Here is a 20,681-nt window from a genome sequence, read left to right on the forward strand (position 1 = left end):
TAAAAAAATGTTCAGGACATGGCATGTTTTCAGTTGTCTGATTAGCATAACTAAGCAATACCTGATTTTTTTGAAGCGGCACGATGCCGCGGTGATGCACCAAACTAGAGGAAGAGCTTGTGGAAAAAGCCAAAACTACGGCATGGCGTCTTCTGGCTGCTGGCGTGAGTCTGCTGACGCTAAGCCAGCTGGCGCATGCGGATTCACTGGATGAACAGCGCAGCCGCTATGCTCAAATTAAACAGGCGTGGGACAACCGCCAGATGGATGTCGTCAACCAGTTGATGCCCACGCTCAGCAGCTATCCGCTGTATCCCTACCTGCAATATCGACAAATTACCGATGACCTGATGAACCAGCCGCCGCTGGTGGTCACTAATTTCATTGCGGCGAACCCGACGCTACCGGCGGCGCGTTCGCTGAAATCACGCTTTGTTAATGAGTTGGCGCGGCGTACCGACTGGCGAGGCTTACTGGCGTTCAGCCCGGATAAACCGGCGACAACCGAAGCGCAGTGTAACTACTACTACGCTAAACTCAGCGTCGGCCAATCGCAGGAAGCGTGGAGCGGGGCGAAAGAGCTGTGGCTGACCGGTAAGAGCCAGCCAAATGCCTGCGATCCGCTGTTTAGCGCATGGCGCGATTCCGGGCAGCAGGATCCGCTGGCCTATCTCGAACGAATCCGCCTGGCGATGAAGGCCGGCAATACCAGCCTGGTCCGCGTGCTTGCTCAGCAGATGCCGTCAAACTATCAGAGCATCTCTTCGGCAGTGGTGGCGTTGGCCAACGATCCTAATAGCGTGATGACCTTTGCCCGCACCACCGGGGCCACCGACTTTACCCGCCAGATGGCGGCGGTCGCTTTTGCCAGCGTCGCGCGTCAGGATGTGGAAAACGCCCGTCTGATGATCCCATCGCTGGTGCAGGCGCAGCAGTTGAATGAGGATCAAACCCAGGAGCTGCGCGATATCGTCGCCTGGCGCCTGATGGGCAGCGATGTGACCGAAGCGCAGGCGGAGTGGCGCGATGACGCGATCATGCGTTCGCAATCGACCCCGCTTGTGGAACGCCGGGTTCGTATGGCGCTCGGCAACGGCGATCGTCATGGGCTGAACACCTGGCTGGCGCGTCTGCCGATGGAGGCGAAAGAGAAAGACGAGTGGCGCTACTGGCAGGCGGATCTGCTGCTGGAGCGCGGGCGCGATGACGAAGCGAAAGCCATCTTGCATTCGCTGATGCAGCAGCGCGGCTTCTATCCGATGGTTGCCGCTCAGCGTCTGGGCGAAGAGTACACCTTCCGCATTGATAAAGCCTCCGGCACTATCGACCCGGCGCTGGCCTCTGGCCCTGAGATGGCGCGCGTTCGCGAGCTGATGTACTGGAACATGGACAACACCGCGCGCAGCGAATGGGCGAACCTGGTGAGCAGCCGGACCAAATCGCAGCAGGCGCAGCTGGCGCGTTACGCTTTTGATCAACACTGGTGGGATCTTAGCGTACAGGCGACGATCGCCGGTAAATTGTGGGATCAGCTGGAAGAGCGCTTCCCGCTGGCGTACAACGATCTGTTCGCGCGTTATATTAGCGGCAAAGATATTCCGCAGAGCTACGCGATGGCGATTGCGCGTCAGGAGAGCGCCTGGAACCCGAAAGTGCGTTCACCGGTCGGCGCCAGCGGCTTGATGCAGATTATGCCGGGCACCGCGACACATACCGTTAGCATGTTCAGCATTCCTGGCTATAGCGGTCCGTCGCAGCTGCTGGATCCGGAAACCAATATCAACATTGGTACCAGCTATCTGCAGTACGTCTACCAGCAGTTCGGCAATAACCGTATTTACGCTTCCGCCGCCTATAACGCCGGGCCTGGACGCGTGCGAACCTGGCAGGGCAATAGCGCCGGGCGCATCGATGCGGTGGCATTTGTCGAGAGTATTCCGTTCTCGGAAACCCGCGGCTATGTAAAAAACGTCCTCTCTTACGATGCCTATTACCGCTACTTTATGGGCAAGCAGGATAACTTGCTGAGCGACGCCGAATGGCAACAGCGTTACTGATTGTTCGGAAGTATGTTATTCTTTGTACTCGTTGATGAGTACATTCGACGGGCAGCCTGGCTGCCCGTCTCAACATGGCGACGTAACATGACCCAACAATCTCCCTATTCAGCGGCCGTGGCCGAACAACGTCATCAGGAGTGGCTACGTTTCGTGGCGCTGCTGCAGCAAGCTTACGCCGAAGACCTTCACCTGCCGTTACTGCAGCTGATGCTGACGCCCGACGAGCGCGAAGCGCTGGGCACCCGGGTGCGTATTATTGAAGAGTTGCTGCGCGGCGAGATGAGCCAGCGCGAGTTGAAAAACGAACTCGGCGCCGGTATTGCCACCATTACCCGCGGTTCGAATAGCCTGAAATCGGCGCCGGTAGAGCTACGCCAGTGGCTGGAACAGACCCTGCTTAACGATAAATAGCGTTATGGAATGGGCTGAGTGCCAGCACGACCGCCTGATGGTAGACGCTGCTGCGCGTCAGCTTGCCGCCGGTAAAGACGCCAATAGCGCCCTCTTTGCGGCCTATCTCATCGATACCGGTATGCTGCGACATGACCGGCCCCAGCGCTTCCCCGGCGCGAACCTGCGCAAGAATGACTTCCGGCAGCGGCAGGGTTGCCGAGCGCGCTTCGCCGCGCTGCTGCTGGCTCTCAATTACCACCCAACTGAAGGTGCTGCCTTCATCGATCCCGGCTTCTATCGCCACCCAAAAATCGGCTTGCGGCTGCGCGATACGGGCATTAGCGACGCGATTTCGTGCGCCAGCCCGCGTTTCCTCGCTGCCGAAGGGCTGTTCCGGCACGCCGCTCTCGACGGCGACGGACTCAATGTGGCAGGATCCTTCGCCGAAGATCTCGTTAAAAGCCTGCAGAATTGCCTGAATTTTGGCGGGATTAGTGGTAGCTGAGACAACATGGTGCATAATCAAAACAACTCAGAATTAATTAACGTCATCGCAGTATACTCTAAATCACTCTGGCGGTAGCCGATAGCGCCGATCGTCGATTGATGAAGGGTTCAGAACGGAAAATAAGCATGTTACAGGTATACCTTGTTCGCCACGGTGAAACGCAGTGGAACGCCGAGCGACGTATTCAAGGCCAGTCCGATAGCCCACTGACCGCTCACGGCGAGCGCCAGGCATGGCAGGTGGGCGAGCGCGCCAGAACGTTGGGGATCACCCATATTATCGCCAGCGACCTCGGACGTACCCGCCGCACGGCAGAAATTATCGCTGAAGCCTGCGGCTGCGGCGTCGTTACCGATCCGCGCCTGCGCGAGCTGGATATGGGGGTGCTGGAGAAGCGCCATATCGACTCGCTTAGTGAGGAAGAAGAGGGCTGGCGCCGTCAGTTGGTCAACGGTACGCCGGATGGGCGCATACCGCAGGGCGAATCCATGCAGGAGCTGAGCGAGCGTATGCGCGCGGCGCTATCATCCTGTCTGGAATTACCGCCAGGTAGCCGGCCGCTGCTGGTGAGTCATGGGATGGCTCTGGGCTGTCTGGTGAGCACAATCCTCGGGCTGCCTGCTTATGCGGAGCGCCGTCTGCGCCTGCGCAACTGTTCGATTTCACGCGTTGATTATCAGCAGAGCCCGTGGCTGGCGTCAGGATGGGTGGTGGAGACCGCGGGGGACGTTTCGCATCTCGATGCCCCCGCGATGGACGAACTACAGCGTTAACGACGAATCGGAATCAGGTATTCGCAGCGCAGCTGAATTGGCGTGGCCTGGTTCCGGTTATCATCTTCCGGATAGAAGCGCTCAATATCCAGGCCTTTGCGGCGGGTGAGGTTCAGCATCGGCATACAGGTGCCGTATACCGTCAGGATAAACTCCTGCAGCCCGGTGCCTAATCCTTCGTAAGTGAACATTACATACTCGCCGCCTTCCAGAATCACCGGATGAGAGTTATGCAGGTGCCCGTTCGCCATCTCCGGCGTCAGCGCGGTGGTGTAGAACACCTCCTGTTCGTCATCTTTTTCCAGACTTGGACGCGGTTCATGCAGGCCGTACAGCGTTGGCGGAATGCTGGGCGCATTGCCGAGGAATTCGCGCCAGAACTGAACGCGCATCTGGTTACGGAATTCAGAAATCTCTTCAAGCTTACAGGTATAGCTTTGGGTCACGCCGACCAGTTGCGTGGTGCTCAGGGTCACAAACTCATGCTTCGGCATGGTAAATTCGCCGAGCCGCAGCGGCGGACGCATACCGAACGAGCTCCAGTCCGGAGAACGGCGGTAGAGCGCTGGGGTCAAATTAAACTGTTTTTTAAAGGCGCGGGTGAACGTCTGTTGAGAATCGAAGCGATACTGCAGCGCGATGTCGAGAATCGGGCGTGCGGTCAGGCGTAGCGCCACGGCGGATTTGGAGAGACGGCGTGCGCGAATATAGGCACCGATAGCTTGACCCGTGACGTCTTTAAACATACGTTGCAAATGCCACTTGGAATAACCTGCCTTCGCCGCCACATTATCCAACGAGAGGGGCTGATCCAGGTGACCTTCCAGCCAGCTCAGGAGATCGCGAATAATCCCAGCTTGATCCATAAAATGTCCCCATCCTTTAAACTCAGGTACCTATATTAAGGTAGCGGATAATAGCATTTTTTGATGTTTTAGCATTCAGTGTTTTTTTTGCTTATAAATGCGATTATCTGGTGGATATCGTTGGTAATTTTGTAAAGCTGTGATCTTTAAACCTTTTCCACAGCGTTTGTGATTATCACGCAGCGGAATTTTAAGAAATGGTAACAATATGAAATACAAGAAGTTAGTGGCAGGTTTGTTCTTGCTGGCCGCAGGCCAACTGGCGCACGCCGAGCAAATCGGCTCCGTCGATACGGTATTTAAATGGCTGGGGCCGGATCATAAAATCGTGGTCGAAGCCTTCGACGATCCCGATGTACAAAACGTCACCTGCTATATTAGCCGGGCAAAAACAGGCGGCATTAAAGGCGGGCTGGGGCTGGCGGAAGATACCTCAGACGCCGCCATCTCCTGCCAGCAGGTCGGGCCGATTGAGTTGACGGATAAAATCAAAAACGGCAAAAGCCAGGGCGATGTGGTATTCCAGAAACGTACCTCGCTGGTGTTCAAAAAACTGCAGGTCGTACGCTTCTATGACGCTAAACGCAATGCGCTGGTGTACCTGACCTATTCGGATAAAGTGGTCGACGGCTCGCCGAAGAATGCCATCAGCGCCGTGCCGATCATGCCGTGGAATAAATAAACGGGAGTCACAATGCAACAGCCACGGATTTGGTTAGTTGAGGATGAACAGAGTATCGCCGATACCCTTGTTTACATGCTGCAGCAGGAAGGATTCGACGTGACCGTCTTCGAGCGCGGGTTGCCCGCGCTTGATGCGGCGCTGCATCAGAGCCCGGATTTAGCGATCCTCGACGTCGGCTTGCCGGATATTAGCGGCTTTGAACTATGCCGACGACTGCTGGCGCGCCATCAGGCATTGCCAGTACTGTTTTTGACCGCACGCAGCGAAGAGGTTGATAAGCTGCTGGGGCTGGAAATTGGCGCTGACGACTACATCGCCAAACCGTTTTCGCCGCGCGAAGTCTGCGCGCGGGTGCGTACCGTTCTGCGTCGCCTGCAGAAATTTTCTACCCCTTCGCCGGTGGTGCGCGTTGGCGAGTTCGTGTTGGATGAGCTGGCGATGACAAATAGCTGGTATGGTCAACCGCTGAGCCTGACGCGTTACGAATTCCTGCTGTTGAAAACCCTCATTAACGCCCCCGGTCGCGTGTTCTCTCGCCAGCAGTTGATGGAGCGAGTGTGGAGCGATGCTTACGAGAGTATCGATCGTACCGTCGATACCCATATCAAAACCCTACGCGCCAAGCTGCGGGCGGTGAATCCTGATATTAACCCGATTAATACGCATCGCGGTCTGGGCTATAGCCTGGGGGGCTATTGATGCGTATCGGGATGCGCCTGTTACTGGGGTATTTCTTGATTGTCGGCATTGCCGCGTGGTTTGTGCTCTCTATCTTTGTGCAGGAAGTCAAACCGGGCGTGCGCCGGGCAACGGAAGGCACGCTTAACGATACCGCAACGCTATTGGCGGCGCTGGCCCGGGAGGATCTTCTTTCGGTAAATCCGCAGCAGGGGCGGCTGGCGCAGGCCTTTCAGTCGCTTAATCAGCAGCCCATCAACGCCAATATCAGCGGTATCAGGAAAATGCGCAATGAGTATCGCGTCTATCTGACGGATGCTCAGGGGAAAGTGGTGTTTGACTCCAGCGGGGAGGCGGTTGGCCAGGATTATTCGCGCTGGAATGACGTCTGGCTGACCCTGCGCGGCCAGTACGGCGCCCGCAGTTCGCGCAGTGACCCCAATGATGATAATAGCTCCGTCATGTACATTGCCGCGCCGGTGATGGATAACGGGCGTATCATCGGCGTGGTCAGCGTCGGTAAACCTAATCTGGCAATGACGCCGGTGATTAAACGCAGCGAGCGGCGGATATTGTGGGCCGGTGGCGCGCTGCTGGGGATTGCTTTACTGATCGGCGCCGGGATGGTCTGGTGGATTAACTTCTCTATTGGCAAACTGGTGCGTTACGCTGATTCGGTGACTGCCGAGCGTCCGTTGCCTCTGCCGAACGTCGGCAGTAGCGAGTTAAGCAAGCTGGCGCAGGCGCTGGAGAGCATGCGCGTGAAGCTAGAAGGCAAGAACGCGATCGAAAACTATGTCTACGATCTCACTCATGAACTCAAAAGCCCGCTGGCGGCGATCCGCGGTGCGGCGGAGATCTTGCGCGAGGGGCCGCCGCCTGAGGTCGCCGCGCGTTTCACGGCAAATATTCTTGCGCAGAATACCCGCATGCAGCTGTTGGTGGAAAAACTGCTGCAACAGGCGCGGCTGGAAAATCGGCTGGAGATAACGCCGCAGTTGGTTTCGGTTGATGCGCTTTTCCAACGTCTGGCGGATGAACGCGACATTGCTCTGGAGGCGAAAGCCATCACCCTGCGCTGGCAGAAGAGCGGGGTAACGGTGAATGGCGATAGCGAACTACTGGCGCAGGCGCTGGGCAATCTTATCGATAATGCGATTGACTTTACCCCCCGCGGCGGTGAAATCGCTCTGGCGGTGGAGACGTGCCACGAAGAGGCGCAGCTAAGCGTGACGGATAACGGTCGCGGTATTCCTGACTTTGCGCTGGCGCGCCTCTTTGAACGCTTTTACTCGCTGCCGCGGGAAGATGGCCATAAGAGCAGCGGTTTAGGACTGGCGTTTGTGCGTGAGGTGGCGCGTCTGCATCAGGGTGATATTAGCCTGCGTAATCGCCCTGAAGGCGGCGTTGTCGCGACGCTACAACTTCACCGTCCCTTCACATAGCTTCAAACACACTGCACATAGCCGCCCTACAGTGAGCCCATCACGATAGGGAGAAGGCTATGATGAAATCACCATTATTCTGGAAAATTAGTACGCTGTTGGGCTGTATTTTGCTGTTGTCCGTGCCGCTGATGATGGTCAGAGCGCTTATTAGCGAGCGTGCGGACTATCGCAGCGATGTAGTGGATGCGATAGAGCACAGTACCAGCGGTTCACAAAAGCTGACGGGGCCGCTGGTTGCTATCCCGGTGACCGAGACGCTATTTCGTATGGAGAACCAAAAAGAGGTCGAATATCAGCGTCGCTGGATCTACTACTGGCTACCGGAAACGCTGACGGTTAACGGTGTGCAAAATGTGGAGTCGAGAAAAGTCGGCATATACAGTGGGCAGGTCTGGCATAATGCCCTGCAAATTCAGGCGCAGTTCGATCCTTCGCGGCTGAAAGAGCTGCAAAAGGCAAATATCAATTTAGGAAAACCGTTTTTAGTGCTTAGCGTGAGCGATGCCCGCGGCATCGGCGTGATCAACGCGCCGGTAATTGACGGTAAGGCACTGACCGTTGAACCGGGATTGGGATTGAACGGCGGCGGGGTAGGTATTCATATGCCGATGCCGGCGTTAAACGCAGACAATAAACCGCTGGATATTGCTTTTACCCTCAATCTTAACGGTACCGGCGGCTTCTCCGTTGTACCGTTGGGCCGCAACAGCGAGCTGCAGCTAACCAGTAACTGGTCGCATCCAGGATTCCTTGGCAGATTCCTGCCTACGAAACGCGAAGTGAGCGCCTCGGGTTATAGCGCGCACTGGCAGAGCAGTTGGTTTGCCAACAATATGGGCAACTATTTCGCCGATGACACCGATATTGAGTGGTCGCGTTTACCCGCCTTTAGCGTGGACGTGATGTCGCAGGCCGATCAATATCAGCTCACCGACCGGGCGACTAAATACGCCATCCTGTTAATCGCACTGACTTTTATGGCCTTCTTCGTTTTCGAGAGCCTGACGCATCGTCGTCTGCACCCGATGCAGTATCTGCTGGTCGGCTTATCGCTGGTGATGTTCTACCTCGTGTTGCTGGCGCTCTCTGAGCATATTGGCTTTACCCGAGCCTGGGCGATAGCCAGCCTGATTGGCGCGGTAATCAACGGTATTTATTTACAGGCGGTACTGAAAGGGTGGCGTAATAGTCTGTTATTCGTCGTGGCGCTGCTGCTGCTGGATGGCGTGATGTGGCTACTGCTGCGTTCTGAGGATAGCGCGCTGCTGCTCGGCACCGGGGTGCTACTGCTGGCGCTGTGCGCGTTGATGTTCCTGACCCGCCGCGTGGACTGGTATGCCTTATCTCTACCGCAGAGCAAACCGGAAAAACCGCAAAGCAAGGATGACGACACGCTACGTATCTGGAAGTAAAAGTAGCATAAAAAAACAGCGCCAGAAGGCGCTGTTTTTGCATTATAGCTGCGGGATAACCAGAATTATTCCTGCAGATCGCCGCAGAAACGGTAACCTTCACCGTGAATCGTGGCGATGATTTCCGGAGTATCCGGCGTGGATTCGAAATGCTTACGAATGCGACGAATGGTCACGTCCACGGTACGGTCATGCGGCTTCAGCTCGCGACCGGTCATTTTCTTCAGCAGCTCTGCGCGTGACTGGATTTTGCCCGGGTTTTCGCAGAAGTGCAGCATCGCGCGGAATTCGCTACGCGGCAGCTTGTACTGCTCGCCGTTTGGGCTCACCAATGAACGGCTGTTGATATCCAGTTCCCAACCGTTGAACTTGTAGCTCTCAACGCTGCGACGCTCTTCGCTCACGGTACCCAGGTTCATGGTACGGGAGAGCAGGTTACGCGCGCGGATAGTCAGTTCACGCGGGTTAAACGGTTTAGTGATATAGTCATCGGCGCCGATTTCGAGGCCAAGAATTTTATCAACTTCGTTGTCGCGGCCGGTAAGGAACATCAGCGCGACGTCAGCCTGCTCACGCAGTTCACGCGCGAGCAGAAGACCATTTTTACCTGGCAGGTTGATATCCATGATCACCAGGTTGATATCATTTTCAGACAGGATCTGATGCATTTCCGCGCCATCGGTCGCTTCGAATACATCATAACCTTCTGCTTCGAAAATACTTTTTAACGTGTTGCGTGTTACCAACTCGTCTTCAACGATAAGAATGTGCGGGGTCTGCATGTTTGCTACCTAAATTGCCAACTAAATCGAAACAGGAAGTACCAAAGTCCCTGACCTGCCTGGTACATGCCACAAATTAACATGTCCGGCGTAACATGACTAAAGTACGTAATTGCGTTCTTGATGCACTTTCCATCAACGTCAACAACATCATTAGCTTGGTCGTGGGTACTTTCCCTCTGGACCCGACGGTGTCAAAAACGGCTGTCATCCTAACCATTTTAACAGCAACATAACAGGCTAAGAGAGGCCGAACACCCAATAAAACTACGCTTCGTTGACATATATCAAGTTCAATTGTAGCACGTTAACAGTCTTGTGAAATCATTGCATCGATTTGCGATTTATCGTCACATTTCTTACACAGCTCAATTAGTTGCAGCTATGAATTAATAAATGCAATGAATCCAAAGCCCGTAGACAAATGAAAACTGAAATATCATTGCCAAACATATGGATAAATGCGTTCTGTTAACATACTCCGTATTGGTGTCCAATGTGAACAGTTTAGTTTTTTTTAAGAGTAATAAAGCTCATTTTTAGTGATTTTTGTTGCAAATTTGTAAATTTTCGCCGCGTAAAATGGGGGAGACCGCAGAGTCGCGCCGCGTAAGTGGATAAGGGAAGCATAATGCGTTTATCGATCATTTTAGTGGCCCCCGCGAGGGCTGAAAACGTCGGCGCGGCGGCGCGAGCGATGAAAACCATGGGATTCAGCGAACTGCGGATTGTCGATAGCGAAGCGCATCTGCAGCCCGCCGCGCGCTGGGTTGCGCATGGTTCGGGAGATATTTTAGATAATATAAAAACCTATCCGACGCTTGAGCAGGCCCTGCACGATGTCGACTTTACCGTCGCCACTACCGCCCGCAGTCGCGCGCGTTTTCACTACTACGCCACGCCGCAGCAGTTGCTACCGCTGCTGGAAGAAAAAGCGCAATGGATGAAACATACGGCGCTGGTCTTTGGCCGTGAAGATTCCGGATTAACTAACGATGAACTGGCGCTGGCCGATGTGCTTACCGGCGTGCCGATGGTCGCCGATTATCCCTCCTTGAATCTTGGGCAGTCGGTAATGGTGTATTGCTATCAGCTGAGCTCGCTGCAGCAGCAGACTGCGGTTCAGGCGCCTGAAACCGACGAAAAACAATTGCAGGCGCTACGTCAGCGGACGCTTTCGCTACTTGGACGCTTGGGTGTCGATGACGACATAAAACTGGCCGACTGGCTACAGCAGCGGATCGGCCTGTTACAACAGCGCGACACCGCCATGTTGCATCGATTGCTGCATGATATTGAAAAAAAACTATCTGAATAAAATCCTGTTGTAAGTAATTTTTATGGTTGAATGTACTAATTTCAACAGCAACCGTCTGGCAATGCGGCGGAAATATCGGGGCGCTGTGGCGTAATGACGGTGTTGGTTGAAAAGTCGCCAATTTAGAAATTCGTTGACTTAAGCAGGCAGATACTTTAACCAATATAGGCAGGACACAAGACAGATAAAAATACAGAGTACACAACATCCATGAATCGCATCGGCATGATTACCACCATTATCACCACCACCATTACCACAGGTAACGGTGCGGGCTGACGCGTACAGGAAACAACAGAAAAAAGCCCGCACCTGAACAGTGCGGGCTTTTTTTTTGACAAGAGATCAAGGGGTAAGAACCATGCGAGTGTTGAAGTTCGGCGGTACATCAGTGGCAAATGCAGAACGTTTTCTGCGGGTTGCCGATATCCTGGAGAGCAATGCCAGGCAGGGGCAGGTTGCGACCGTGCTGTCTGCCCCGGCGAAAATCACCAACCATCTGGTCGCAATGATTGAAAAAACCATTAGCGGTCAGGACGCTCTTACCAATATCGCCGACGCTGAACGCATTTTTGCCGACCTGCTGCAGGGACTGGCCGACATTCAACCAGGCTTCCCGCTCGCACAGCTGAAAACTTTCGTAGACCAGGAATTCGCGCAGATTAAACACGTGTTGCACGGTATCAGCCTGCTGGGCCAGTGCCCGGACGGCGTTAATGCCTCGCTGATCTGCCGCGGTGAAAAGCTCTCTATCGCTATCATGGCGGCGCTGCTGGAAGCGCGCGGCCATAAGGTCAGCGTGATTAATCCGGTCGAAAAACTGTTGGCCGTCGGCCACTACCTTGAATCCACTGTTGATATTGCTGAATCTACCCGCCGTATCGCCGCCAGCCAAATCCCGGCAGACCACATGGTGCTGATGGCCGGCTTTACCGCCGGTAACGAAAAGGGTGAGCTGGTGGTTCTCGGGCGTAATGGTTCTGATTACTCTGCTGCCGTGCTGGCAGCCTGTATGCGCGCCGACTGCTGCGAAATCTGGACCGACGTTGATGGCGTTTATACCTGCGACCCGCGTCAGGTACCGGATGCGCGGCTGCTGAAATCCATGTCTTATCAGGAAGCGATGGAGCTCTCCTATTTCGGCGCTAAGGTGCTGCATCCGCGCACTATTGCTCCCATTGCCCAGTTCCAGATCCCCTGCCTGATTAAAAATACCGGTAATCCGCAGGCGCCGGGTACGCTTATCGGCGCCAGCCTTGATGAAGACGGCCTGCCGGTAAAAGGGATCTCTAATCTTAACAATATGGCCATGTTCAACGTTTCCGGGCCGGGAATGAAAGGCATGGTCGGTATGGCGGCGCGCGTTTTCGCCACCATGTCCCGCGCCGGTATCTCCGTGGTGCTGATTACCCAGTCTTCTTCGGAATACAGCATCAGCTTCTGCGTGCCGCAAAGCGACAGCGCGCGGGCGAAGCGAGTGATGGAAGAGGAATTTTATCTCGAACTGAAAGAAGGGCTGCTGGAGCCGCTGTCAATCATGGAGCGGCTGGCGATCATCTCCGTCGTGGGCGATGGAATGCGCACGCTGCGCGGTATCTCGGCGAAATTCTTCGCCGCGCTGGCGCGCGCCAATATTAATATCGTGGCGATTGCCCAGGGCTCTTCCGAGCGTTCAATTTCGGTGGTCGTCAGCAACGACGACGCGACTACCGGCGTGCGCGTCACGCATCAGATGCTGTTTAACACCGACCAGGTCATCGAAGTCTTCGTGATTGGCGTCGGCGGCGTCGGCGGCGCGTTAATCGAACAGATTAAGCGCCAGCAGAGCTGGTTGAAGGGCAAGCATATCGATCTGCGCGTATGCGGCGTCGCCAATTCACAGGCGCTGCTGACGAACGTCCATGGCTTGAATCTGGAAAACTGGCGTAGCGAACTCGCGGAAGCGAAAGAGCCCTTTAATCTGGGCCGTTTAATCCGTCTGGTGAAAGAGTATCACCTGCTGAACCCGGTTATCGTCGATTGTACCTCCAGTCAGGCGGTGGCCGATCAGTACGCTGACTTCCTGCGTGAAGGTTTCCATGTGGTGACTCCGAATAAAAAGGCCAATACCTCTTCGCTGGATTACTATCACCAGTTGCGTCACGCCGCCAGCAGCTCGCGGCGCAAGTTCCTCTACGACACCAACGTCGGCGCGGGTCTGCCGGTCATTGAAAACCTGCAGAACCTGCTGAACGCTGGTGATGAGCTGGTGCATTTTTCCGGGATCCTCTCCGGCTCGCTTTCCTTTATTTTTGGTAAGCTGGATGAGGGCATGAGCCTTTCTGAAGCCACTAAACTGGCGCGCGAGATGGGCTATACCGAACCGGACCCGCGCGACGATCTTTCCGGCGTGGATGTGGCGCGCAAGCTGCTGATCCTTGCCCGCGAAACCGGGCGCGAGCTGGAGCTCTCGGATATTATCGTTGAGCCTGCGCTGCCTGCCGACTTCGACGCCAGCGGCGATGTCGAAAGCTTTATGGCGCGACTGCCGACGCTTGACGATCAATTCGCCTCGCGGGTTGCTAAAGCGCGCGACGAGGGTAAAGTCTTACGCTACGTCGGCAATATTGAAGAAGATGGCGTCTGCCGGGTGAAAATCGCCGAAGTCGACGGCAACGATCCGCTGTTCAAGGTGAAAAACGGCGAGAACGCGTTGGCATTTTACAGCCACTATTATCAGCCTCTGCCGCTGGTGCTGCGCGGCTATGGCGCGGGGAATGACGTGACGGCGGCTGGCGTGTTCGCCGACCTGCTACGCACCCTGTCATGGAAGTTAGGAGTTTAAGATGGTCAAAGTATACGCCCCGGCTTCCAGTGCCAATATGAGCGTCGGTTTTGATGTGCTGGGAGCCGCGGTGACGCCGGTTGACGGCACCTTGCTGGGGGATAACGTCTCGGTAGAGACGGCGGCGGAGTTTAGCCTACGTAATGTAGGCCGCTTCGCCGGCAAATTACCGTCGGCGCCGCAGGAAAATATCGTTTATCAATGCTGGGAAGCCTTTTGCCGCGAGATCGGTAAAACGGTTCCGGTGGCGATGACCCTGGAAAAAAATATGCCGATCGGCTCGGGCCTTGGCTCCAGCGCTTGTTCGGTGGTCGCCGCGCTGGTGGCAATGAATGAGTTTTGTGGTAAGCCGCTGAATGAAACCCGAATGCTGGCGCTGATGGGCGAGATGGAAGGGCGCATCTCCGGCAGCGTTCACTATGATAACGTGGCGCCGTGCTACCTTGGCGGTATGCAACTGATGATCGAAGAAAATGGCATCATCAGCCAGCAGATCCCGGGTTTTGATGAATGGTTGTGGGTGCTGGCCTATCCGGGGATTAAGGTCTCTACCGCCGAAGCGCGTGCGATTCTTCCGGCGCAGTATCGCCGCCAGGACTGTATCGCCCACGGTCGTCACCTTGCAGGGTTTATTCACGCCTGCTATAGCCGTCAGCCGCAGCTGGCGGCAAAGTTAATGAAAGATGTTATCGCCGAACCGTACCGTACCAAACTGCTGCCGGGCTTCAGTGAAGCGCGTCAGGCGGCGATGGAGATCGGCGCGCAGGCTTGCGGTATCTCCGGCTCCGGCCCGACGCTGTTCGCGTTGTGCGATAAACCGGACACCGCGCAGCGCGTCGCCGACTGGCTGGCCGCGCATTATCTGCAAAATCAGGAAGGCTTCGTTCATATTTGCCGGCTGGACACGGCGGGCGCTCGAGTAGTGGGATAAGTGATGAAACTGTATAACTTAAAAGATCATAACGAACAGGTCAGCTTCGCGCAGGCCGTGACGCAAGGGCTTGGCAAACAACAGGGGCTGTTCTTTCCGCACGATCTGCCGGAATTCAACCTGACCGAAATCGACGAAATGCTGGAACAGGATTTCGTGAACCGCAGCGCGAAAATCCTGTCGGCCTTTATTGGCGACGAGATCCCGCAGAATGAACTACAGGCCCGCGTTGCCGCGGCGTTCGCCTTCCCGGCGCCGGTAAGTCAAGTACAGGATGATATCGGCTGCCTGGAACTGTTCCACGGTCCGACGCTGGCGTTTAAAGACTTTGGTGGCCGCTTTATGGCCCAAATGCTGACGCATATCGCGGGCGATAAGCCGGTGACGATTCTGACCGCTACCTCCGGCGACACCGGCGCGGCCGTGGCGCACGCCTTCTACGGCCTGCCGAACGTCAAAGTGGTTATCCTCTATCCGCGCGGTAAGATCAGCCCGCTGCAGGAGAAGCTGTTCTGTACCCTGGGCGGCAATATCGAAACCGTGGCGATTGACGGCGACTTCGACGCCTGTCAGGCGCTGGTTAAGCAGGCGTTTGACGATGAAGAGCTGAAGGTCGCGCTTGGCCTCAACTCCGCCAACTCTATTAACATCAGCCGCCTGCTGGCGCAGATCTGCTACTACTTCGAGGCGGTCGCGCAATTGCCGCAGGAAGCCCGCAATCAGCTGGTGGTGTCGGTGCCAAGCGGCAACTTCGGCGATCTTACTGCCGGCCTGCTGGCGAAATCGCTGGGGCTGCCGATTAAGCGTTTTATTGCCGCGACCAACGCCAATGACACCGTGCCGCGCTTCCTGCAGGATGGCAACTGGGCGCCGAAGGCGACGCAGGCGACCCTGTCTAACGCGATGGACGTCAGCCAACCGAACAACTGGCCGCGCGTGGAGGAGTTATTCCGCCGTAAAATATGGCGTCTGAATGAACTGGGCTATGCTGCGGTGGATGATGAAACCACTAAAGCGACCATGCGTGAATTGAAAGCCATCGGCTATACCTCGGAACCGCATGCGGCCATTGCCTATCGCGCGTTGCGCGACCAGCTGCAGCCGGGAGAGTATGGGTTATTCCTCGGAACGGCGCATCCGGCTAAATTCAAAGAGAGCGTAGAAGAGATCCTACAGGAGACGTTGCCGCTGCCGAAAGAACTGGCCGACCGCGCCGACCTGCCGCTGCTCTCGCACAATCTCCCAGCCGACTTCGCCGCGCTGCGTAAGCTGATGATGGGCTAGCATTGCCATTCCGCTGTTCGTTAAACCGGGTTCCGCGCCCGGTTTTTTTACGCCCGAAAATGGAGAGATTGTGTATAACTGACCAATAAATGCGGAAGAGCATAAATTCAGATTGCGGAGAATAAACAGGGTAGTTTTGCAGGGTTAATATTTTGTTATCGACCCATAATGGGGGCGAATAGAAGGGGTTGCTTATGACAATACTGAAACCTGTTTTGCTGGCGCTTTCTCTGCTGCTGGTCGCTCCTGCGTTGGTTCATGCAGATGAAATTACCCTGATCCCGGCGGTGAAGCTGCAAATCGGCGACCGTGATGATTATGGACGCTACTGGGACGGCGATCGCTGGCGCGATCATGACTGGTGGGCGAGCCATTATGACTGGCGCGACGACCGCTGGCGTCCGCATGATGATTATCGCCGCCACGATCGCGATGACGATGACGATCAAGGCCATCATGGTCATGGCCACGAGCGGCATCACCACGACGACTAATCGTGCCGCCCCCGGCGCCATACCGGGGGCATTCAGGCTTACTGCTCGTGGCGTTTAAACACCAGTTCGCCGTTCTCCGATGCCTGCGCATCAAAGAAATAACCTTCGCTATCAAACTCCTGCAGTTGATCCGGACGGGTTAAACGGTTCTCTATGATAAAGCGGCTCATCAGGCCGCGCGCTTTTTTGGCATAGAAGCTGATCACCTTGAATTTGCCGTTTTTCTCATCGAGGAATACCGGCTTAATCAACTGTCCCAGCAATTTTTTCGGTTTTACCGATTTAAAATACTCATCGGACGCCAGGTTGATAACGATATCGTCGCCCTGCGCCTGCAGCGCCTGATTGAGCTTATCGGTAATGACATCGCCCCAGAAATGATACAAATCTTTGCCCTGCGGATTTTCCAACTTGATGCCCATCTCCAGACGATAAGGCTGCATCAAATCCAGCGGACGCAACACGCCGTAAAGCCCGGATAGCATACGCAGATGCTGCTGGGCGAAATCGAAATCCGCTTCGCTAAAGGTTTCAGCCTGCAGGCCGGTATAAACGTCGCCTTTGAAGGCCAGTATCGCTTGACGGGCATTCTGCGGGGTAAAGTCCGGATGCCAGTCGTGAAAACGGGTGGCGTTGAGGTCGGCAAGCTTGTCGCTAATGCTCATCAGCTTACCGATTTGCGGCGCTGTCAGCTTACGGGCGATACCGATAAGCTGTTGAGAATACTCCAGAAGTTCGGGCTGGGTATAGCGCGTCGTTGCCAGCGGGCTTTGATAATCGAGCGTTTTAGCAGGTGAAATCAGAATCAGCATATCCAGTCCTTGCAGGGAATTTCGACGAATTTTAACAAAAAAAGAGTACGGTGGGAGCGATTGCTGCGATTACCGCGCTATTCACGCGGTATCTCATCCCAGGCGCCTGGCGCCAGATGTTGCTGAATTTCCGGATAGCGAGCGGGATCGAAGACCGGCTGTACGCCGAGTTTTCGCTGGCGCAGATAATCGCTGGCGAGGATCCGTACCGTTGGCGACAGCAGCAAAATCGCCGTTAAGTTAGTGATAGCCATCAGCGCCATAATAATATCCGCCAATTGCCAGACCACCGGCAGGCTTACCAGAGTGCCTGCCAGTACCATGAATACGGTAATGACCCGGAGCGTCCAGATATGCAGCGGCTTATTGAGTCGCAGAAAGATCAGATTATTTTCGGCATAAATATAATTGGCGACAATCGAACTGAAAGCGAAAAGCAGTAGTACGGCAGCCACCAGACCAGGACCCCAACTGCCAATGAGATCGCCCATCGCGTGCTGCATGGTTTGAATCCCACTGACCACATTATCGCGGTTTTCGCGCGGCGCCAGCAGGATAATCACCGCGCTGGCGGTACAGATAACGATGGTATCAATAAAGACGCCAATCATCTGGACGATGCCTTGCGCCGCCGGATGCGGCGGCCATGAAGCCGCGGTAGCCGCCGCGTTTGGCGTGGAACCCATCCCCGCTTCATTGGAGAACATCCCGCGCTGGAAACCGCCGGTAAGCGCCTGGCTGATGGTATAGCCCACCGCGCCCGCCGCTGCTTCTTGCCAGCCGAAAGCGCAGCGGAAGATGGTTTCAAAGACCGCGGGTAGGGCGGAGAAGTGCCAGAGGCCAATCAACAGGCTGGCGCCGACCCACAGCATGGCCATCAGCGGGACAAACCACTGCATCAATCGCGCCACGCCGCGTAAACCGCGGACGATAATCAACAGCGTCGCGGCAGCCAGCGCGGCGCCGACGGCGGCCATCGGAAAATCGAAGGCATAGGCCATGGCGTGCGCCACCGAGTTGGCCTGCACGGTATTGAAAATCACCCCGTAGGCAAGCAGAAGTAGAATCGAGAAGACCACGCCCATCCAGCGCATCTCAAGGCCGCGAGCCATATACCACGCCGGGCCGCCGCGGAACTGGCCTGCGCTATCGCGCTCTTTGTACAATTGGGCAAGCGAGCATTCAGCGAAGCTACTGGCCATACCGAGTAGCGCGGAGACCCACATCCAGAACACCGCGCCGGGGCCGCCGGCGGCAATCGCTAACGCCACGCCCGCCAGATTACCGCTGCCGACGCGCGCCGCCAGACTGGTGCACAGCGCCTGAAAAGACGTTAAGCCGCCGGGCTGCGGGCGGAGGCTTTTTTTAAGGCTTTTGCCAAACTGACGAATATAACGGAACTGCACAAATTGCGTTCGCCAGGTGAACCAAATACCGGCGCCCAGTAACAGATAAATCATTACCGAGCCCCAGAGTATTTCATTGATAAACGAGAGAAAATCAGGCATTAAACGTCCTCTTGTCCATGCCGGCGCGCGGTGTAAGCGCTACCACTCCGGTGACAATCCTTTAGCATTCAGATAATTAATATGTCGAGTTTATCACACTCTGCGCTCTTGCATTGTCGGCGGTTGCGCTGACCCTATGGCGTGTTATCATCTTGGCAGACCGGTTACATCCCCTTAACTGCTGTTTAAGAGAAACACTATCATGACGGATAAATTGACTTCTCTGCGTCAGTACACCACTGTCGTAGCTGACACCGGAGATATCGCGGCAATGAAGCTGTATCAGCCTCAGGATGCCACCACCAACCCTTCTTTGATCCTCGGCGCGGCTCAGATCCCTGAGTACCGTAAGCTGATTGACGACGCTGTTGCCTGGGCTCGCAGCCAGAGCAGCGATCGCGCACAGCAGATTATCGATGCTTCCGACAAACTGGCGGTGAACATCGGTCTCGAAATCCTTAAACTGATCCCGGGCCGTATTTCTACTGAAGTTGATGCCCGTCTGTCCTACGACACCGACGCTTCCATCGCTAAAGCAAAACGCCTGATCAAACTGTATAACGATGCCGGTATTGGCAACGATCGCATTCTGATCAAACTGGCTTCGACCTGGCAGGGTATTCGCGCCGCCGAGCAGCTGGAAAAAGAAGGCATCAACTGTAACCTGACCCTGCTGTTCTCCTTCGCTCAGGCTCGCGCTTGCGCCGAAGCGGGCGTCTTCCTGATTTCTCCGTTTGTTGGCCGTATCCTCGACTGGTACAAAGCGAACACGGATAAGAAAGAGTACGCGCCGGCAGAAGATCCGGGCGTGGTTTCCGTTAGCGAAATCTACGAGTACTACAAGCAGCACGGCTATGAAACCGTGGTAATGGGCGCAAGCTTCCGTAACGTTGGCGAAATCCTTGAGCTGGCCGGCTGCGACCGTCTGACCATCGCCCCTGCGCTGCTGAAAGAGCTGGCGGAAAGCGAAGGCGCTATCGAACGTAAACTGGCGTTCAGCGGCGAAGTGAAAGCGCGTCCGGAACGCATTACTGAATCCCAGTTCCTGTGGCAGCACAACCAGGATCCGATGGCGGTAGACAAACTGGCGGAAGGTATCCGTAAGTTTGCCATCGACCAGGAAAAACTGGAAAAAATGATCGGCGACCTGCTGTAATCATCCCAGCGTGACCGGGCTGCCGGTCACGCTACTTCTTTTGAATCCTGTCTGTAATTCTCTCCAGCGTGTATCATTCCGCTTAATTGCACTATTTGAACGGAATGAATATGAATAAATTACGCATCGGCTTAGTTTCTATTTCTGACCGCGCCTCCAGCGGCGTTTACCAGGACAAAGGTATTCCTGCGTTGGAAGAGTGGCTGTCGCGTGCGCTGACAACGCCCTTTGAACTGCAGACTCGCCTGATTCCCGATGAACAGCCCATCATTGAACAGACGCTGTGCGAGTTGGTTGACGAGATGGGCTGTCATCTGGTGTTAACCACCGGCGGCACCGGCCCGGCGCGTCGTGATGTGACCCCGGACGCAACTTTAGCCATTGCCGATCGTGTGATGCCCGGTTTCGGTGAGCAAATGCGCCAGGTTAGCCTACACTTTGTGCCGACGGCTATCCTATCCCGGCAGGTTGGCGTCATCCGCAAGCAGGCGCTGATCCTCAACCTGCCAGGCCAGCCGAAAGCCATTCAGGAAACCCTCGAAGGGGTGAAAGACGCTGAAGGTAAAGTGCTGGTGCATGGTGTCTTTGCAAGTGTACCTTATTGTGTACAGTTGCTTGAGGGGCCGTATGTGGAGACGGAAGCGAGCGTTGTAGCAGCTTTTCGCCCGAAAAGCGCACGGCGTGAAACTTTATCCTGAATTTAATGCATTGCTGATATAACCTGTATTGCCGGTGGTGTGCTGTTTTAT

21 protein-coding genes and 1 other annotated feature are annotated in these 20,681 nt (G+C 55.4%); of the genes, 16 read left to right on the forward strand and 5 right to left on the reverse strand.

Annotated elements, in window-relative coordinates:
- Window positions 1-119 precede the first annotated feature (119 nt).
- Both sltY and trpR read left to right on the forward strand, forming a co-directional pair.
- Complete coding sequence (sltY, locus tag PGS10_RS21765; protein WP_047043908.1) at window positions 120-2,057, forward strand: murein transglycosylase; 1,938 nt, start codon at window positions 120-122, stop codon at window positions 2,055-2,057.
- A gap of 87 nt (window positions 2,058-2,144) precedes the next feature.
- Window positions 2,145-2,471 (forward strand): trp operon repressor, encoded by a 327-nt coding sequence (gene trpR / locus PGS10_RS21770; protein ID WP_015368371.1) that lies wholly within the window; start codon window positions 2,145-2,147, stop codon window positions 2,469-2,471.
- Here trpR and yjjX read toward each other — a convergent pair.
- Window positions 2,458-2,973, reverse strand: a complete 516-nt coding sequence (yjjX, locus tag PGS10_RS21775; RefSeq protein WP_045395903.1) for an inosine/xanthosine triphosphatase — start codon at window positions 2,971-2,973, stop codon at window positions 2,458-2,460. The genes trpR and yjjX overlap by 14 nt on opposite strands.
- Window positions 2,974-3,086: 113 nt before the next feature.
- Between yjjX and gpmB the strand changes: the two genes are divergently transcribed.
- A complete protein-coding gene (gene gpmB / locus PGS10_RS21780) occupies window positions 3,087-3,734 on the forward strand; it encodes a 2,3-diphosphoglycerate-dependent phosphoglycerate mutase GpmB (protein ID WP_015368369.1) in 648 nt (215 codons plus the stop codon).
- On the opposite strand, the gene robA is transcribed toward gpmB, so the two are convergent.
- Window positions 3,731-4,600, reverse strand: coding sequence for an MDR efflux pump AcrAB transcriptional activator RobA (gene robA / locus PGS10_RS21785; RefSeq protein WP_045395899.1), 870 nt, complete (start codon window positions 4,598-4,600; stop codon window positions 3,731-3,733). The genes gpmB and robA overlap by 4 nt on opposite strands.
- Window positions 4,601-4,808: 208 nt before the next feature.
- On the opposite strand from robA, the gene creA reads away from it, so the two are divergent.
- Genes creA through creD form a run of 4 tightly spaced genes read left to right on the forward strand, consistent with a single transcriptional unit; the run spans window position 4,809 to window position 8,823 of the window.
- The gene (creA, locus tag PGS10_RS21790; protein WP_020079661.1) at window positions 4,809-5,282 is read left to right on the forward strand and encodes a protein CreA; all 474 of its coding nucleotides are present in this window, start codon (window positions 4,809-4,811) and stop codon (window positions 5,280-5,282) included.
- Window positions 5,283-5,294: 12 nt separating this feature from the next.
- Complete coding sequence (creB, locus tag PGS10_RS21795; protein ID WP_316423473.1) at window positions 5,295-5,984, forward strand: two-component system response regulator CreB; 690 nt, start codon at window positions 5,295-5,297, stop codon at window positions 5,982-5,984.
- Complete coding sequence (gene creC / locus PGS10_RS21800) at window positions 5,984-7,408, forward strand: two-component system sensor histidine kinase CreC (RefSeq protein WP_316423474.1); 1,425 nt, start codon at window positions 5,984-5,986, stop codon at window positions 7,406-7,408. Before creB ends, creC begins: the two co-directional genes overlap by 1 nt.
- 59 nt (window positions 7,409-7,467) lie before the next feature.
- On the forward strand, window positions 7,468-8,823 hold the full coding sequence (gene creD, locus PGS10_RS21805) for a cell envelope integrity protein CreD (protein ID WP_316423475.1): 1,356 nt from the start codon (window positions 7,468-7,470) through the stop codon (window positions 8,821-8,823).
- A gap of 65 nt (window positions 8,824-8,888) precedes the next feature.
- Here the strand turns inward: creD and arcA are convergent, their stop codons facing one another.
- Window positions 8,889-9,605 carry a two-component system response regulator ArcA gene (arcA, locus tag PGS10_RS21810; RefSeq protein WP_002887843.1) on the reverse strand — a complete coding sequence of 239 codons (717 nt, stop codon included), beginning with the start codon at window positions 9,603-9,605 and terminating at the stop codon, window positions 8,889-8,891.
- Window positions 9,606-9,700: 95 nt separating this feature from the next.
- On the opposite strand from arcA, the gene yjjY reads away from it, so the two are divergent.
- The 7 genes from yjjY to PGS10_RS21845 all read left to right on the forward strand — a co-directional run bounded on the left by yjjY (window position 9,701) and on the right by PGS10_RS21845 (window position 16,456).
- Entirely contained in the window at window positions 9,701-9,841 is a 141-nt protein-coding gene (yjjY, locus tag PGS10_RS21815) for a protein YjjY (protein ID WP_001541509.1), read from the forward strand.
- A 395-nt stretch (window positions 9,842-10,236) separates the two neighbouring features.
- Window positions 10,237-10,923, forward strand: a complete 687-nt coding sequence (locus PGS10_RS21820) for a tRNA/rRNA methyltransferase (protein ID WP_047078009.1) — start codon at window positions 10,237-10,239, stop codon at window positions 10,921-10,923.
- Between the two features lie 210 nt (window positions 10,924-11,133).
- Window positions 11,134-11,202, forward strand: a complete 69-nt coding sequence (gene thrL, locus PGS10_RS21825; protein WP_004222578.1) for a thr operon leader peptide — start codon at window positions 11,134-11,136, stop codon at window positions 11,200-11,202.
- Window positions 11,141-11,259: a sequence feature (Thr leader region), on the forward strand. (Overlaps the previous gene by 62 nt.)
- A 25-nt stretch (window positions 11,260-11,284) precedes the next feature.
- Window positions 11,285-13,747, forward strand: a complete 2,463-nt coding sequence (gene thrA, locus PGS10_RS21830) for a bifunctional aspartate kinase/homoserine dehydrogenase I (RefSeq protein ID WP_045395882.1) — start codon at window positions 11,285-11,287, stop codon at window positions 13,745-13,747.
- A 1-nt stretch (window position 13,748) separates the two neighbouring features.
- Window positions 13,749-14,678 (forward strand): homoserine kinase, encoded by a 930-nt coding sequence (gene thrB, locus PGS10_RS21835; protein ID WP_045395879.1) that lies wholly within the window; start codon window positions 13,749-13,751, stop codon window positions 14,676-14,678.
- Between the two features lie 3 nt (window positions 14,679-14,681).
- Entirely contained in the window at window positions 14,682-15,962 is a 1,281-nt protein-coding gene (thrC, locus tag PGS10_RS21840) for a threonine synthase (RefSeq protein WP_047078008.1), read from the forward strand.
- 194 nt (window positions 15,963-16,156) lie between these two features.
- Window positions 16,157-16,456 (forward strand): DUF2502 domain-containing protein, encoded by a 300-nt coding sequence (locus PGS10_RS21845; protein WP_316423477.1) that lies wholly within the window; start codon window positions 16,157-16,159, stop codon window positions 16,454-16,456.
- Window positions 16,457-16,494: 38 nt separating this feature from the next.
- Here the strand turns inward: PGS10_RS21845 and yaaA are convergent, their stop codons facing one another.
- Window positions 16,495-17,268 (reverse strand): peroxide stress protein YaaA, encoded by a 774-nt coding sequence (yaaA, locus tag PGS10_RS21850; RefSeq protein WP_316423479.1) that lies wholly within the window; start codon window positions 17,266-17,268, stop codon window positions 16,495-16,497.
- Between the two features lie 77 nt (window positions 17,269-17,345).
- Window positions 17,346-18,776, reverse strand: a complete 1,431-nt coding sequence (locus tag PGS10_RS21855) for an alanine/glycine:cation symporter family protein (RefSeq protein WP_213797759.1) — start codon at window positions 18,774-18,776, stop codon at window positions 17,346-17,348.
- Between the two features lie 202 nt (window positions 18,777-18,978).
- Between PGS10_RS21855 and tal the strand changes: the two genes are divergently transcribed.
- Entirely contained in the window at window positions 18,979-19,932 is a 954-nt protein-coding gene (gene tal, locus PGS10_RS21860) for a transaldolase (protein WP_045395864.1), read from the forward strand.
- 110 nt (window positions 19,933-20,042) lie between these two features.
- On the forward strand, window positions 20,043-20,630 hold the full coding sequence (gene mog / locus PGS10_RS21865) for a molybdopterin adenylyltransferase (protein WP_047078005.1): 588 nt from the start codon (window positions 20,043-20,045) through the stop codon (window positions 20,628-20,630).
- Window positions 20,631-20,681 lie beyond the last annotated feature (51 nt).

The organism is Klebsiella sp. 141153 (genome assembly GCF_032601995.1).
Classification (GTDB): domain Bacteria; phylum Pseudomonadota; class Gammaproteobacteria; order Enterobacterales; family Enterobacteriaceae; genus Klebsiella; species Klebsiella aerogenes.